Origin of the sequence: Nostoc sp. KVJ3 (assembly GCF_026127265.1) — a bacterium.
Lineage (GTDB): Bacteria > Cyanobacteriota > Cyanobacteriia > Cyanobacteriales > Nostocaceae > Nostoc.
This window is the reverse complement of sequence record NZ_WWFG01000001.1, coordinates 3,242,507-3,257,600: the sequence shown is the minus strand read 5'-3', so window position 1 is coordinate 3,257,600 and position 15,094 is coordinate 3,242,507. Positions and strand designations below refer to the sequence as shown.

Sequence of the window (15,094 nt, the reverse complement as noted above, 5' to 3'; positions counted from 1 at the left end):
AAATAGAGTTTTCCTAGTCGTCCTCTGTCTCACCACTTAGTGAATCTCCCAGGGGACTAGTTGTTTTGCTCGGTTTCCACAAATTTGCCCAACTTCGGCAAAAAGTTTCAGGACTGCTTGGTGGAATTGGGATTTTGTGGTGGTAATTACCGTACAAAACCGAATTTACCAGTAATTTAGTAGAGTTTGTTATGGTATAGTTAGAAAGTTAAGACTAGCTTGACCAAAATTACACCACTCTACGACCCGGCAACAATTGCAGAATGGAAAGCAGTTTTAATTAAGTATTTACCAACCAAATCTGAATTCAATCGAGGTTATGACTCAGCAAGTGATTCACCCAATGGTGAAATTGCAGCGCAACGTGCAATCACTCATAGAATCTAATATTATCAAGCCAAGCGATAGCATCTGGAAAATCGCTTTGCTCTATGGTAATGAATGGCAGCACTGGAAACAGGAACTGCTTGACTTTGGCTTTAGTATGCAAGACCCAGTTAGTGAATTGCTAGCTGTAGAAACTTGGGATGAAGAATAGAGCATTGGGCATTGGGCATTTGACTCTCCCTTATTCGCTATTGCCTGTTCCCCTTATTGGCAAGCAGCTAAGGCCGCAGCTAATTCCTTTGCCGTTTGGTAGCGATCGCGTGGCAATGGTTCTGTAACGCGATCGATTACATCTCTTAATTGGGAACTGATGGTGGGAACTTTTGCCACATCAAACCTGAAGTTTCGCCCTCGTTGGCGGTAATACTTAAAAGGGTTTTCGCCTGTGAGCAGAAAAATTATCGTTGGCCCAATTGCATATAAATCAGATTGAGTCAAAGGTTGTCCTCGTTCTTGTTCAGGAGCGCAATAACCTTCTGCACCAATGCGAGTACCAGGCGCTGTGCCAATTTCCTTAACTGCGCCAAAATCTAGCACAACTATGCGGTTTACTGAACTTCGCACCATCAGGTTGGCGGGTTTAATGTCGCGGTGAATTAGCGGCGGCTCTTGGCTATGAAGATAGTCTAAAATATCGCAGGTTTGGATCATCCAAGCGATCGCTTGGTTTGGTGTAACTGGCCCAGTGGTATAGACACGTTTTTCTAAATCTTGTCCGTGAATTAGCTCCATTGCCAAGTATTTTTTTCCGCCTTCTACAAAGAAGTCGTAATACTTGGGAATTCCCGGATGGTTAAGGGATTTAAGAGTATACGCCTCCCGCTCAAATAATTCTTGAGCTTTGGCAATTTTTGCCATATCAGCATTCATTTGCTTCAACACCAGCAATTGTGGGATATTCCCAATTTGGACAGCCGCATCCCAAGCGAGATAAGTAGTACCCATACCTCCTTGTCCCAGAATTCGCAAAACCTGATAATGGCGAATTTTTTGTTGTACTGAGAGAGGTTGACCGCAGTGGATGCAAAATAAATTATTCGGGGAGTTACCTTCGTGCGTACAAGTGTATTTCCCCTGGGCTGAATAGACTGTTGCAACAGCCTTTTCTTCTGTTTCTTGGATTTGTTGTGGCGATCGCAAACCAGTTTCTAGTACTGTTACCTCCTGAATTTGGAATTGCAGTATTGGGCCTCCCTGCGCTAGTTGCAAAAGAGAATTATCTGGTAACGCACTCTGAATTACAAGGACACCATTGAGGAAAGTCCCGTTTGTACCCTGACTAATCAGCCGCCAACCGCCATCTTTGGCGGTTGAATCAACGTATCTTAGTTCTAGATGATGCCGCGAAACTAAACTATCAGTTAAAACAACGTGATTATCTGCTGCTCTACCAATGCGAATTATGGAAGAGTTCTCAAAGCTCCACTGGTGGAGAGGCGTTTTCTGTTGCGGTTCTAACAGAGTCAGACTAACCACAATACAAACCTATAAGGTAAATGGATTAGGGGATTGGGCATTGGGTATTGGGTATTGGGTATTGGGCATTAAACTATACCTAAATTAGGTTTTAACCACTTCTAAATGCATGGACAAAGTTACCCCTGATTTATAAGGCTTTAAGGTTAATTTCAAGATATCTCTATTGCTAATTGGTGATTCTTCTGATTATCCATGCTCCATACCCAATCCCATTTATTTTTAACTTTCGAGATTTGGGCGTACTTTTGCCCGAATAAGTATACCAGTAATGTTGTCATGACCATTGTATTGGTTTCCCAAATCAATTAAGTTTGTAACACCCTGTTCTAAGTTAGTCCCGGAACTAAGTAAGGGTTCTAAGTGAGTCTGCCAATGGGTTTCTAGTAAATCATTATCTGATAAACCGTCTGATGCCAACAGCAAAAGGGTATCTTCATTAATCTCGAAAAACCCTACATCAGGATTAATTGAGTTTTCATCACGAGGCCCCAAAGCTTGGGTGAGTTGGTAGGCATCAGGGCGGGCGTAAGCTATGCTTGCTTCTACTCCGCGCGTAATTTCCCGTTGTCCAACTTCGTGATCTACTGTGACTTGTTCTAGTCCCCGCTTACGCGTCAAGCGATAGAGACGGCTATCTCCTACATGGGCAACTGCTGCTTGGGTATCTTGAATTAAGAGCATTACCAGAGTTGTACCCATGCGCCCTACTCCAGAACGGGCATCTTGTTGATTGAGTTTGTAAATTGCCTTATTAGCTAAATAAACTGCCTCACGAATGCTATCTTCTGTTGGCAGTTGGTTGGTAATCCAGTGTTCTTGAAAGTATTGCCGTAGGGTGTTAACTGCTAACTCACTGGCTATCTCGCCGCCAGCGTGTCCACCCATACCATCACAGAGAATATATAAACCATGCCCTTCCAGAACTCGACTTTTAGGGAACTCCAACTTCTGAATTTTGGTTTCAATGCCAAAGTAGTCTTCGTTATGATGACGTTGACGACCCACATCTGTGCGTCCTGCATCTTCCAAACTACTTAACTGCATTGCCAGCACAACAGTTGGCATATCATCAATTTTGCCAATGATATCGATATATTCTGGTTCATCTAATGGCAGCATAGTAGGCACAGTAGTATTTTTCTCCTTTATTGGGGGCAAACTTGCGGTTCCTAATGCTTCCAGTTCCATAGAGATTTCTTCCAAACGCGATCGCAACTGTGCGATCGTGTCAATCTTACCTACATCTAAATCCCCCAACATCTTAACTACAGAGCCAAATTGAGTCCGTTGAGACTGCCTAAATAGTGTTTGCCAAACCCTTCCCAAAGCCTGAATTGTTAACGGTTCCTCTGGAATAGCAAATGTTTGAGCTTGGACATCCTCTGATGACTCGGTGGCGGGTTGAGAACTCGATGATTCCACGTATAACCTTTGTAGCGCCAGGGTTTGGTCTTCATCCAACCGCAAATTCGACAAATTTAAAAGGCTTTGACAACAATTTACTGGTTCCAACAATGCCCAAAGTTGGGTCATTTGATAACACCAGTGTAAAATTTTTAACGAATTCGTTGTTTCTTCTTGCCACAGGTCAAGTAAAGGCTGCCAATGGGAGCGGTCTTCAATTATTACTATCTGTATATCGCCCTGCTGCCATGCATCGTGAATCAGCGGTATCTCCCGCTGACTTTCGGATTGTAAGGCAATATAAAGTTTAGCAAGTTGAGGAATTTCATTTGCTTCTGTTACTAAATCTGATTCCTGACTTGCTAATATTGCCTCAATTGGTGATATTTCATACGGCTGGCAGTCTAAAACTCTTACTCCAATATCAGTAGTGGTGGTAATTTCCGTTGGTGCAGGTAGCGGATCTAATAATTGATAGCGTTCTTGGGAGTCTAAATAAGAGCCGAATGCAATCTCCGAACTAGGAAAAGATGAGAGAAATATTGCTTCTTCGTCTCCCTCTACTCCCATAGAGACGCGATTAATCGCTTCTCTACCCACTCCCAAGGCTTCCCCAGTCGTTTCTTTAGCGATAATTGCCCAAAATACTGTTCCACATTCCTTGTCACAGTTATGACAACGTAGTGCATTTACAGGTACATCTTCGGTACTGCATTCAGGACAAGCTTTGTGGGTCAGGGATGTGCCACAGCTTTGACAGAATTTGTTGCTATTGGGGTTTTCAAATTTACACTGGGGGCAAATCAGCATAGTGGAAGTTCCTTTATTCCGGTTCCAAGGTGCTTCTAGCCACTAAGATCCAAGGTGCCACAATTGGCTGTCCCTGACTACAGTAGACCTACAAGAGATTGTAGTTTATCAATGAATTTTGGTGGCAGTATTAATTGTGACGCATATTTAATATATTGGCAGTCAATTGCTTATAAATTGGGAATGGGGAGTAAGGGAGGCAGAGGAGCAGGGGGAGCAGGGGGAGCAGGGGGAGCAGGGGGAGCAGGGGAAGCAGGGGAAGCAGGGGAAGCAGGGGAAGCAGGGGAAGAATAATTAATTTCCCAATGCCCTATGCCCTATGCCCTATGTCAAGAGTTTGGTAATTGCGGGGGGTCAGCGTTAAACCATTTTTGATAAATTTGCTTGTAAGTGCCATTGGATAACAAAATCCCTATACCTTTGTTAATTGCATCCAAATGGGGGGAATCCTTGGGCGTAGCAATGCCGTAGTATTCTTGGGTGAGCAAATTTGCAACAACTCTGATGCCTTTGAGGTTGCCATTTTTTATCGCATACAAAGTTGCGAAAGCATCGCTAATCACAGCATCAACATTGCCATTGAGCAAATCTTGGAAAAATTCTGGCCCAGAATTAAAAGTACTAATTTTGGCGTTGGGGATGGTTTTGGCAAAATCTGCGCCAGTAGAACCAATTTGGACAGCGATTTTTTTACCTCTGAGACTATTGAAGTCTTGAATATTTTGGTTGTCTTCGCGGACAGCGATCGCTAATCCGGCTTTAAAATAAGGTCGTGAAAAAGCAATTGTTTTCAGGCGTTCGGCGGTAATGGTGATTCCGCTAATTGCTGCATCAACTCTTTTGGCTTGCAAGGTTGAGATCATGCCATCAAAGGGCAGATTTTCAAACTGGACTGCAAAACCTGCTACTTTAGCGATGCCTGCGGCGGGCTGCGCCAACGCATTCATCAAATCAATATCAAAACCTTCCAAGTCCCCGCTAGCTTTTTGGATTTCAAAAGGGACAAAAGTGGGATCTGTCGCCACCCTAAGAGGGACAGCATCTGGCTTATTGGTGGGATAGAAACTTTTACAGGCAATAATCAATAGTAGACAGCCTAAGCTGAGAATTAGCTGTTGCCACTTGAGGTTAATTAATTTCACGGTAGTAATTCCGTTCTATCAGTCAATATTCACGATACTTGTGATGATGTTATAAGAAAGAATACATCTGTCAGCAGCCACAATCCACTATGAGTTCTGGGCGACTAACGAAAGTTTAAGACCCTCACTCTTGTGAAAAGTTTAGATCGAAGCAAGCTTCCAATCTGACTTTTGACCAATTCCCTGCTTGTGTGTTCTGTATTCTGACTTCCAATTTTGAACTACTTATGGTTTCTACAACCCCTGCTTACCGAATTACTGATTTGTTCGCCGAACGAGCAAAAAACCTCGCACCACCAACCTACGGTACAGAGTTAAGCAAAATCCTCACTGTCAGCTTTGCCTACGGTCTAGCTGACCCAATTCTCTTTCCTCACGCTGACTTAGCTGCTGCAAGTGCCGTTGTGCTGGCAGAAGAGGCTCCCATCGCTCTCAATTACGGCCCACCTTCTGCTCAACTATATGAGCAAATTATCCTCCGTTTACAAGCTAAAGGAATTCCTGCCGATCGCGATCGCTTGATCGTTGGCTACGGTTCTGGTCAGATTCTCGGCTTGCTACCAGATGTATTTGTGGAACCTGGTGATGTGGTAATTGTCGAAGGGCCAACCTTCCTGGGAGTAGTTGCCAGATTTGTCCACGCTGGCGCACACATAATTACCATTCCTGTAGATGAGTTGGGGATGGATGTAGATGCTCTAGAAGTAAAATTGAATGATTTAAAGAAACAGGGCATCCGACCACGATTTATTTATACCATCCCCACTTTTCATAATCCTACGGGCGTTACTATGCCGTTATTTCGCCGCCAAAAACTCGTAGCATTAGCGGCTGAATATGGCGTTCTAATCGTGGAAGATGATGCTTATAGCGATTTGCGCTTCCGAGGAGAAACGATGCCCTCCCTGGCAACCCTAGACCAAGAGGGATGGGTATTGTATGTGAGTACCTTCTCAAAAATTATTGCACCTGGTATCCGGTTAGGCTGGGCTTGTGGCGATCCAGCGATCATTGAGCGGTTGGCGATGTTCAAGAGTGAGGGGCCTGTGGGGCCATTTGTCAGCCATGTGGTTGCCCGCTATTGTGCTACGGGGAAACTGGAAAATCACATTCAGGAATTAATTGCTTGCTACAAACATAAGTGCAATTTATTGTTAGAAGCGATCGCTCAAGAGTTTCCCAGTGATGTAGTCGCTTTACGTCCCGATGGCGGCTTCTTCGTTTGGTGTAAATTACCACCAGATATCAGCGCCAAAGCACTGCTCATGGCTGCCAATGAACACGGCATCAGTTTTCTGCCAGGGACTCGCTGTTACGCCAATGGACAAGGGGATGATGCCATCAGATTAGCTTTTAGCTTTCAGCCAACACAGAAGATTGTTGAGGGAATCACTACATTAGGAGCAGTTTTGCACAAACTGCGGTAATTCGTAATTACTTAGTTCCCAGTCTCCGACTGGGAATGCTTTTGTCCCCCGTAAGTAGGTACAAAATCCTAGTTCGTAGTGAGCGATTTATCGCTCATAACACAATACAGTTCAGTTAAGCATCTCTTTCTTCTCTCTGGGTTCTCTGCGCCTCGGCGGTTCGTTAAAAAATTGATTTTGGAACCAGAGTTTTAGCCCTAACTGAACCGTATTGGCTTATAACAAGCTTTATCAGGACTAAAGTCCTTACTACAAACTTTAATTTATCTGGAAACAAGATTTAAAATTTTGTAAATATTTAAATTTAAATTAAAAAATTTGTTCTAACCGTTGGAAATCGCGCTGTACTTCATACCAGAGACTTTTATTATGGGGGTCTGTTTTCAAAGCTTTTTTGAGATAAATTCTCGCTTTAAGCAGTTGGTTTTCGGAAATTAACGCCCGTCCCCAAATTTGATAAGCGATCGCTTGCCATTGGCGAACTTCTGCATCTGTTGATAAACGATCTGCCAAAGCTTCTACCAGTGCGATCGCTTGCGGAAATCGTCTCTCTTGCAAAAATCTCTGCAATTGCTCATAAGTTTTCCACTTCAGCCGTTCTTCTATTTCCAACAGATTAGGCGGCTTTGCTTTCCCTGGTTGTTGGTTTACCACCGTTGTGACTGGTGTTTTCTGTCGCTGCGTTGCCTTCGCGTCATTACTCCCAGTTGACACCTGACTTGAATGTGCAATAGTTTCCTCTGGCAGTACTACTGTCAGCAGGAGTTTGTAAGCCTCTGTCAAGGCAATAAACTTATCTTTGGCTTTGTTGTCATCTGGGTTGATATCGGGATGATATTGCTGCGCCAATCGTCGGTAAGACGCTTTAATTTCAGCAAAAGAAGCTCCCGATCTTAAACCTAGCAAACGGTAGCAATCTCCAAGATCCATCTTGAGCTATGAGCTATCGAATATTTAGCTATCGGCTATTATCTGTCATAATCAGCTTCAAGCCTGGAATATTAATGATAATGGCTAATGTTCTATTTTAAAGTTCAATGTTGACAGTTTGTTTGGCAATTGGGCATTGGGCATTGGGAATTGGGAATTGGGAAATTAATTATTCTTCCCCTGCTCCCCCTGCTCCCCCTGCTTCCCCTGCCCCCTGCCCCTCTGCCCCCCTTACTCCCCTGCTACTATAGAGGTTCTTTCCTCAATCACACGGTCAATTAAACCGTATTCTTTAGCCTCTTCAGCAGACATGAAAAAGTCACGATCCATATCTTTTTCAATTTTTGCTATGGTCTGACCAGTTTTATCAGCATAAATACCATTAAGCTGGTGACGAATCCGCAGAATCTCTCTAGCTTCAATTTCGATATCGGTTGCTTGTCCACGGGTTCCGCCAGAAGGCTGGTGAATCATAATCCGGGAATGAGGTAATGCTAGGCGTTTACCTTTGGTGCCAGCAGCTAACAGGAAAGATCCCATTGAAGCAGCTAAACCCACGCAAATAGTCACTACATCTGATTTGATATGTTGCATGGTATCAAAAATAGCCATGCCAGATGTAACCATTCCACCGGGAGAATTGATGTATAAATAAATATCTTTACCTGGATCGTCTGAGTCCAGATAGAGCATTACAGCAATTATCTGATTGGCAATTTCATCATCAATATCTCGCCCCAAAAATATAATCCGTTCTCGGTAAAGGCGATCGTAGATGCTAATCCAATCTGTATATTGTCCTCCGGGCATCCGGTAGGGGACTTTAGGAACGCCTATAGGCATAATTTACTCCGTTTTTAATAATTTGGGCGCGGTAGGAGAGTTAGAAATAACTCATAACTCATGTACAGATGCGATTCATCGCGTCTCTCAGTACTCAGCACTCACTAAAGGACACTGGCTGGGAGTGGGGGATTTGCGAGTTCTTCTTTCTCAAAAACTCGGTCAATTAGCCCGTATTCCTTCGCTTCATAAGGTGTTAGATATAACAGCCGATCCATGTCTTTAGCAATTTTTTCTGGGGGTTGTCCAGTGGTGCGATGTAAGATATCAACTAATGCCCCTTTATTTACCAAAACTTCCCTTGCCCGAATTTGAATATCCGTTGCTTGACCTTGGGCGTAGCTCTTGGGCTGATGCAGGATAATCGAAGAGTGAGGCAAACTAGCGCGGCAACCTTTTGTACCAGCACTGAGAAGCATGGCTGCCATACCCATCGCAGAACCGACGCAGATGGTGTGGATAGGAGGCTTGATATATTTCATGGTGTCAAAGATGGCGAAGGCTTCGGTTTCAAAGCCAATGGGTTCGCCACTGTAACCGGATGTGCCGGTGGAGTTGATATAGATTTTTATGGGTTTTTCTGGGTCATCGGATTGCAAAAACAGCAATTCGGCCACGATTAATTCTGTGACAGCAGGTACCAGTGGCATCCCAATATAGACTATTCGCTCCTTCAATAAGAGGGAAGGTAAATCTGGCGGTGGTGTCCGGTAAGAGCTATCGCCGTAATATGGGGCTTGAACAGCTTTGATTGGGGAAATGTCCATAGCAACTGATCGCCTGAAACTATGCCGTTAACTGTAATACATCCTAGCGCGATGCTTGCCATCCTCAAGGTGCGGATTTCTCCCTAATGCTTCAGGTGGCTTTGCATCTGCCAATGTTTGGCTTCTAAGATATTCTGATTATATTCATGTATTTGTGTTGGATAGGTTTTCCGTAGAGCTAAAGTGGTGCTTTGAAGTTATTTATTAATATGTAATCCTGAATAGGAACTTTAAGTTATGAAGGTTAGCTTGCAGCCTGCCTTGAATGATGGTAATTTGGATGCGAATCAACTGAATAGTCAACGTCAGTTGGGAATTTCGATTTCGGCGATCGCAGAGACTCAAGACCGCCATGTGCCACTTAATCTATGCTTGATTCTGGATCATAGTGGTTCCATGAATGGGCGATCGCTAGAAACGGTGAAAAAAGCAGCGAATCGTCTGGTAGATAGACTCAATCCTAGCGATCGCCTCAGTGTTGTAGTTTTCGATCACCGTGCCAAAGTCTTAGTACCTAGTCAAAGTGTCGAAGATCCAGAAAAAATCAAAAATCAAATCAACCGCCTAGCCGCCGATGGTGGAACTGCCATTGATGAAGGATTGCGTTTGGGGATTGAGGAGTTGGCGAAGGGAAAAAAAGATACTGTTTCTCAAGCCTTCTTATTAACCGACGGAGAAAATGAACATGGTGATAACAATCGCTGTTTGAAATTCGCCCAATTAGCTGCTAGCTATAATTTGACTTTGAATACTCTGGGATTTGGTGACAACTGGAACCAAGATGTTTTAGAAAAAATTGCTGATGCTGGTTTAGGTACTTTATCTTACATTCAAAAACCCGAAGAGGCAGTGGATGAGTTTAATCGCCTGTTCAGCCGCATTCAAACAGTGGGATTGACTAATGCTTATCTGTTATTGTCCCTAATGCCCAATGTCCGGCTAGCGGAACTCAAACCCATCGCCCAAGTTTCCCCAGACACAATTGAGTTACCACTGCAACAAGAAGCTGATGGACGTTTCGCTGTGCGGTTGGGAGATTTAATGAAAGATGCAGAACGGATAATTTTAGCTAATATTTATTTGGGACAATTGCCAGCAGGTGAACAAGCGATCGCTAATGTGCAAGTCCGCTACGACGATCCAGCCGCCAATAAGGTAGATTTAGTTACACCAAATATCCCCGTTTATGCCCATGTTGTGAAAAACTACCAAGCAGATCCAAATCCCCAGGTGCAGCAGTCTATTTTGGCATTAGCTAAGTATCGCCAAACCCAGCTAGCCGAAACGAAATTGCAACAGGGCGATCGCTCTGGTGCGGCGACAATGTTACAAACGGCTGCTAAAACTGCTCTGCAAATGGGAGATACGGGGGCGGCGACGGTGTTGCAAACTTCTGCCACCCAGCTACAATCTGGTGGAGATTTATCTGAAAGCGATCGCAAGAAAACTAGAATGGTCTCCAAAACAGTTTTGCAAGATACCCCTCCTCAGTAAACTTAGGTTTAGATGAAAGTTAAATTGCTATCGGCGTTAAATGACAATAATGTTGATGTGGCTCAAACAAGTAGCCAACGTCAACTAGCAATAACGATTTTTGCGATCGCTGGTGAGTTTGACCAAAATCTACCCCTTAACCTCTGCTTGATTCTAGATAGAAGCGGTTCTATGCATGGACAACCGATTAAAACGGTGATTCAGGCAGTGGAAGGATTAATAGATCGGTTGAAAGTTGGCGATCGCATCTCAGTTGTGGCTTTTTCCGGTTCTGCGGAAGTCATTATCCCTAACCAAGCGATCGAAGATCCCGAAAGCATCAAATCTCAAATTAAAAGCAAACTGACTGCTAGCGGCGGCACTGCGATCGCTGAGGGTTTGGAACTGGGAATTACAGAATTGATGAAGGGTACAAGAGGCGCTGTTTCCCAAGCGTTTCTGCTGACAGATGGGCATGGTGAAAGTGGTTTGCGGATTTGGAAGTGGGATATTGGGCGAGATGACAACAAGCGTTGTCTCAAACTGGCGCAAAAGGCTGCCAAACTGAACCTAACAATCAACACTTTCGGATTTGGCAATAGCTGGAATCAGGATTTGCTAGAAAAAATTGCTGATGTCGGTGGTGGCACTTTAGCTCATATTGAACATCCTGAAGAAGCTTTAGAGCAGTTTAGCCGACTGTTTGGGCGGATTCAGTCTATTGGGCTAACTAATGCCTACTTGCTGTTATCTCTAGTTCCCAATGTCCGGCTAGCAGAATTAAAACCTATTGCCCAAGTCGCCCCAGACACAATCGAGTTACCAGTGGAACCCGAAGCTGATGGTAGCTTTGCTGTGCGTTTAGGAGATTTGATGCAGGATGTAGAACGGATAGTTTTGGCGAATATTTATCTGGGACAATTGCCAGAGGGGAAACAAGCGATCGGGCATTTGCAAATTCGTTATGATGACCCCTTGGTTAACCAAGAACGCTTACTTTCCCCCCTTGTGCCAGTGTATGCAGATGTAGTTCGGGCATATCAACCAGCGTCTAATCCCCAGGTACAGCAGTCTATTTTAGCATTAGCGAAGTATCGCCAAACCCAGTTAGCCGAGGCGAAATTGCAACAAGGCGATCGCACTGGTGCAGCTACAATGCTACAAACAGCCGCCAAAACTGCTTTACAAATCGGAGATAAAGGTGCAGCGACAGTGTTGCAAACTTCAGCCACACGCTTGCAAGCTGGAGAAGAACTTTCGGAAGCAGACCTCAAGAAAACTAGGATTGTATCAAAGACTGTTTTACAGGAATAGTAAAAATTCAACGTTGTTGTAAAACGGGATGAAAGTTTCGCGCCAAGGCGCAAAGCGAGAAAAAATATTTTATTCCTTAATTGAGCAACAAAGTAGTCGCATATTCCTAACTTATTGATTAACAACCACCGAAGAGTTTGACTTATGCTGATCCAGAAGATTGTTCAAGAATTGCAAGACATCCCTGAAGACAAACTAGCAGAACTTTATGACCTAATTCACTACTTTCGACTAGGTTTAAGTCAAGAACGTACACAACCCCGCACCCCTGGTTTATTGAAAGGACAACTCGGCGATGCTTTCTTTGAACCACTGCCAGAAGATGAACTCCAGCAATGGGAATGAGCTACCTCATCGACACCCATATCCTGCTGTGGTGGCTCTTTGACGATCCAAAACTCCACACTGACTGCCGAGACATCATTCGCAACCCAGATCATCGCATTATTGTCAGTAGTGCTTCTGCTTGGGAAATTGCCACTGACCCAAGTTGAGTAGGAGGTGAAATCAAGCCTCTTACCGTAATCCCAAATTTGTAGATAGCGATACACCAAAATAAATGCGTGAATTACTTAAATAAACAAGCCAATTTAGTAAGTCAAACCTCTGATGAAACTTAACAGCACTGCTTTTGGTTGCCCTTCTTGGACTAAGGCGATCGCTTCTCGCTTAGAGGATGTTTGAAAAGTCATCCAACGTATGTTTGACTACTCTAGCTATCGAGAAATTGAACGAGAGAATGAGGGTTGTGGAACTTGCGATCGCATCTCTGAGTTGCATTTAAGGCTCAAGCTGACACTTTTCAAACAACCTCTTAGAGTTGGCTTGTTGGATTAGCTGAGAAAGCTCTTGGTTGTCGCGTATATTTGCTTCTAGCATATAATTTGCTGTTTTGAAGTCAGTTATAATTCTATGTTACGCGATCGCCTATTTCCTTGTTCTTAAGTTATCAGCAAAACCTCTAGCAGTTAGATAATTGAAGCGATCGCCTAGAAATCACGACTCACAGGAATAGCGATCGCCTTTAAAAGATAGATTGTTGAGGCGATCGCCTAAAAATCACGACTCACAGGAATAGCGATCGCAATACCGCAAAGCGTTTAGCAGTTAGATAATTCGAGCGATCACACTTGAATTAGAGTAATGTATTAGGTGGAAGTAAACGTATATATAAATTGACTTGTTTAGTGTTCAATTGTTTTGTTACTAATTATATGCCCATTAGTCAGAAAGATATAAAGCTTCTTTGGGGGAGGGCAGCAAGTAGATGTGCTTTTCCAGATTGTAAGCTTTCATTAACTCAAGATAGCGAGGATACTTCGAGCAGTATCACAATTGGTGAGCAAGCACATATCGTAGCGAAAGAAGAGAATGGATCTCGTGGTGATAGTCTTCTTACGACTGAAGAAAGAGACTCTTACAGCAACCTAATTCTTTTATGCCCTAATCATCATACGATTATTGACAAAAATCCAAAAGATTTTCCAGTTGAAAAATTACACGCTCTTAAAACTGAACATGAACTTTGGGTTATTCAAACATTATCTCAAACAGGGGATTTAAATAAACAAGCCAGAGATATTATTTATACGACTTTGATAGATGCAGCAGTTGAACATTGCCATTTATCTCAATGGAAACAATGGACATTTGGAACATTAGAGCCTTTTCCAAGATGGTCTTTTGAATTGCCAGAAGATTTTTTTCAGTTCCGTCAAAAAGTTTTAATTACTGATTTCCCTTGTACTTTAATAGAGTTAGAAAGAGCAATTAAAACTCTAAGTATTTTACTTCATAAAGCTGCTAGAGTGTTTCAGCAACATTGTAAAATCCAAGAAGATACCAACGGAAAATTATTTTACGATTGTGATCAATTTTATAAAATAAGTCAATGGAATCCAGAAAGATATAAGAGATTATCCCAAGAGTTTGATGATTGGCTCGAAGAGTGTCATCAACTTATCATTGATGCTACAAAAGCAGCTAATTGGTTTAGGGAAGTCGTTAGAAGAGATATAAATCCAATGTTTTTTGCTGCGGAAGGTAAATTTACTGTAACAATTCCTTGGTCGGGAGATATGGGACTTTCGCACACATATTTGCTACCTATATATACACAAGAAGAAAAGGATAATCTTCCTGATTCTTTGACAGAAAATGAGGCTTGACAGAAGATAGAGGCTAATAAAACTGCTGAAAATCCTGTAGAGCATGATCTTGAAGATGACTTTTAGCTAAAAATATTTCAAGCATTTTTGAGATTATTAATCAATAGGTCAAACTTACATGTTAGAAAACTGTGGTTGTTTGAGGGTAATTATGATTCATTAGGGAACTTACCAATTTTGCGACTTAGACTAAGGCGATCGCCTAAAAATTACGACTCACAGAAATAGCGATAGCCTAACTCCTCAAATCGCCAATATAAGCCCCAATTTGTTTAAGTCCCTGCAAAACTTGGATACGTTCTGATGTATTTTCAAGTAACCGATAAGTATGCGATCGAGTATATTGAGGGACATTTTGGTGGCGATCGCATTTCAAAAACAATACTTCTCTTCCGTTTGTAACCATTGCATAACAACTTGACTGTAAGTTGGGAGCGCTTAACAAATAAGTAAGTGCTTGGGGAATTCCCGCCGTAACGTCTAGTCTTGAAGGTTTTGACTCGATTACCAAAATCCAAAAACTATCTTGAATCACCAAAATATCAATCCTGCCTTGAACTGCAATAGCATTAGCTTCGTCTGTAACTTCGATATTGGTACTTACTTCTGCTTTTACCAAAAAAGGAAACTGATAGAAACCTGCTAAATCTAGCAATGGTGATATAACTACAAGCTTAACAATTTCTTCGAGAGGTGGTTCTTCTTGACTGAGATAGGTATAGTTTCGAGTGAGGCGATCTAGTCCTTGTAGTTCCGCTTCGGTTAGAGTCGGCGCATTATTTAACCATTCATCAAAAAAGCGATCGCTAGAGTCTAGTCTCAAGCCAAAAGTTTGACGGAGAGCGCCAAGGGTAAGGCTACTAGCATTTGTAATCACGGTTAAATTCTTGTAGTAATTACATGAAGTTTAAAAGTCTAGACGTTTGATCTAGGCTCCAATACCTAATATA

The 15,094-nt window shown here is 42.8% G+C and carries 16 protein-coding genes; 9 read left to right on the top strand and 7 right to left on the bottom strand.

The window, feature by feature from the left end; genetic code table 11:
* Window positions 1-319 precede the first annotated feature (319 nt).
* Window positions 320-538, top strand: coding sequence for a DUF4327 family protein (locus GTQ43_RS12780; RefSeq protein WP_012407469.1), 219 nt, complete (start codon window positions 320-322; stop codon window positions 536-538).
* A 53-nt stretch (window positions 539-591) separates the two neighbouring features.
* Here the strand turns inward: GTQ43_RS12780 and GTQ43_RS12775 are convergent, their stop codons facing one another.
* Both GTQ43_RS12775 and GTQ43_RS12770 read right to left on the bottom strand, forming a co-directional pair.
* On the bottom strand, window positions 592-1,863 hold the full coding sequence (locus GTQ43_RS12775; protein ID WP_265272991.1) for an FHA domain-containing serine/threonine-protein kinase: 1,272 nt from the start codon (window positions 1,861-1,863) through the stop codon (window positions 592-594).
* Between the two features lie 222 nt (window positions 1,864-2,085).
* Window positions 2,086-4,080: a serine/threonine phosphatase gene (locus tag GTQ43_RS12770; protein ID WP_265272990.1), complete on the bottom strand. Its 1,995-nt coding sequence runs from the start codon at window positions 4,078-4,080 to the stop codon at window positions 2,086-2,088.
* 54 nt (window positions 4,081-4,134) lie between these two features.
* Between GTQ43_RS12770 and GTQ43_RS12765 the strand changes: the two genes are divergently transcribed.
* A complete protein-coding gene (locus tag GTQ43_RS12765; protein ID WP_265272989.1) occupies window positions 4,135-4,374 on the top strand; it encodes a hypothetical protein in 240 nt (79 codons plus the stop codon).
* 35 nt (window positions 4,375-4,409) lie between these two features.
* On the opposite strand, the gene GTQ43_RS12760 is transcribed toward GTQ43_RS12765, so the two are convergent.
* Window positions 4,410-5,222 carry a basic amino acid ABC transporter substrate-binding protein gene (locus GTQ43_RS12760; protein ID WP_265272988.1) on the bottom strand — a complete coding sequence of 271 codons (813 nt, stop codon included), beginning with the start codon at window positions 5,220-5,222 and terminating at the stop codon, window positions 4,410-4,412.
* Window positions 5,223-5,449: 227 nt separating this feature from the next.
* Here GTQ43_RS12760 and GTQ43_RS12755 point away from each other — a divergent pair, with 227 nt between their 5' ends.
* Window positions 5,450-6,649, top strand: a complete 1,200-nt coding sequence (locus GTQ43_RS12755) for a PLP-dependent aminotransferase family protein (RefSeq protein ID WP_265272987.1) — start codon at window positions 5,450-5,452, stop codon at window positions 6,647-6,649.
* 309 nt (window positions 6,650-6,958) lie between these two features.
* Here the strand turns inward: GTQ43_RS12755 and GTQ43_RS12750 are convergent, their stop codons facing one another.
* From GTQ43_RS12750 to GTQ43_RS12740, 3 genes are all read right to left on the bottom strand, one after another.
* Window positions 6,959-7,579: a J domain-containing protein gene (locus GTQ43_RS12750; protein ID WP_265272986.1), complete on the bottom strand. Its 621-nt coding sequence runs from the start codon at window positions 7,577-7,579 to the stop codon at window positions 6,959-6,961.
* 231 nt (window positions 7,580-7,810) lie between these two features.
* On the bottom strand, window positions 7,811-8,422 hold the full coding sequence (locus GTQ43_RS12745; RefSeq protein WP_012407740.1) for an ATP-dependent Clp protease proteolytic subunit: 612 nt from the start codon (window positions 8,420-8,422) through the stop codon (window positions 7,811-7,813).
* Window positions 8,423-8,526: 104 nt separating this feature from the next.
* Window positions 8,527-9,189, bottom strand: a complete 663-nt coding sequence (locus GTQ43_RS12740; RefSeq protein WP_094342544.1) for an ATP-dependent Clp protease proteolytic subunit — start codon at window positions 9,187-9,189, stop codon at window positions 8,527-8,529.
* Between the two features lie 237 nt (window positions 9,190-9,426).
* Between GTQ43_RS12740 and GTQ43_RS12735 the strand changes: the two genes are divergently transcribed.
* The 6 genes from GTQ43_RS12735 to GTQ43_RS12710 all read left to right on the top strand — a co-directional run bounded on the left by GTQ43_RS12735 (window position 9,427) and on the right by GTQ43_RS12710 (window position 14,144).
* Complete coding sequence (locus GTQ43_RS12735) at window positions 9,427-10,683, top strand: vWA domain-containing protein (RefSeq protein WP_265272985.1); 1,257 nt, start codon at window positions 9,427-9,429, stop codon at window positions 10,681-10,683.
* A gap of 12 nt (window positions 10,684-10,695) precedes the next feature.
* Entirely contained in the window at window positions 10,696-11,976 is a 1,281-nt protein-coding gene (locus tag GTQ43_RS12730) for a vWA domain-containing protein (RefSeq protein WP_265272984.1), read from the top strand.
* Between the two features lie 144 nt (window positions 11,977-12,120).
* On the top strand, window positions 12,121-12,321 hold the full coding sequence (locus GTQ43_RS12725; RefSeq protein WP_104905357.1) for a hypothetical protein: 201 nt from the start codon (window positions 12,121-12,123) through the stop codon (window positions 12,319-12,321).
* Window positions 12,318-12,470: a type II toxin-antitoxin system VapC family toxin gene (locus GTQ43_RS12720; protein WP_228039084.1), complete on the top strand. Its 153-nt coding sequence runs from the start codon at window positions 12,318-12,320 to the stop codon at window positions 12,468-12,470. Before GTQ43_RS12725 ends, GTQ43_RS12720 begins: the two co-directional genes overlap by 4 nt.
* Before the next feature lie 205 nt (window positions 12,471-12,675).
* Window positions 12,676-12,813 (top strand): hypothetical protein, encoded by a 138-nt coding sequence (locus GTQ43_RS12715; RefSeq protein ID WP_265272983.1) that lies wholly within the window; start codon window positions 12,676-12,678, stop codon window positions 12,811-12,813.
* A 377-nt stretch (window positions 12,814-13,190) separates the two neighbouring features.
* A complete protein-coding gene (locus tag GTQ43_RS12710) occupies window positions 13,191-14,144 on the top strand; it encodes an HNH endonuclease (protein WP_265272982.1) in 954 nt (317 codons plus the stop codon).
* A gap of 235 nt (window positions 14,145-14,379) precedes the next feature.
* Here the strand turns inward: GTQ43_RS12710 and GTQ43_RS12705 are convergent, their stop codons facing one another.
* On the bottom strand, window positions 14,380-15,021 hold the full coding sequence (locus tag GTQ43_RS12705) for a type I restriction endonuclease subunit R (RefSeq protein ID WP_265272981.1): 642 nt from the start codon (window positions 15,019-15,021) through the stop codon (window positions 14,380-14,382).
* Between the last annotated feature and the right edge of the window lie 73 nt (window positions 15,022-15,094).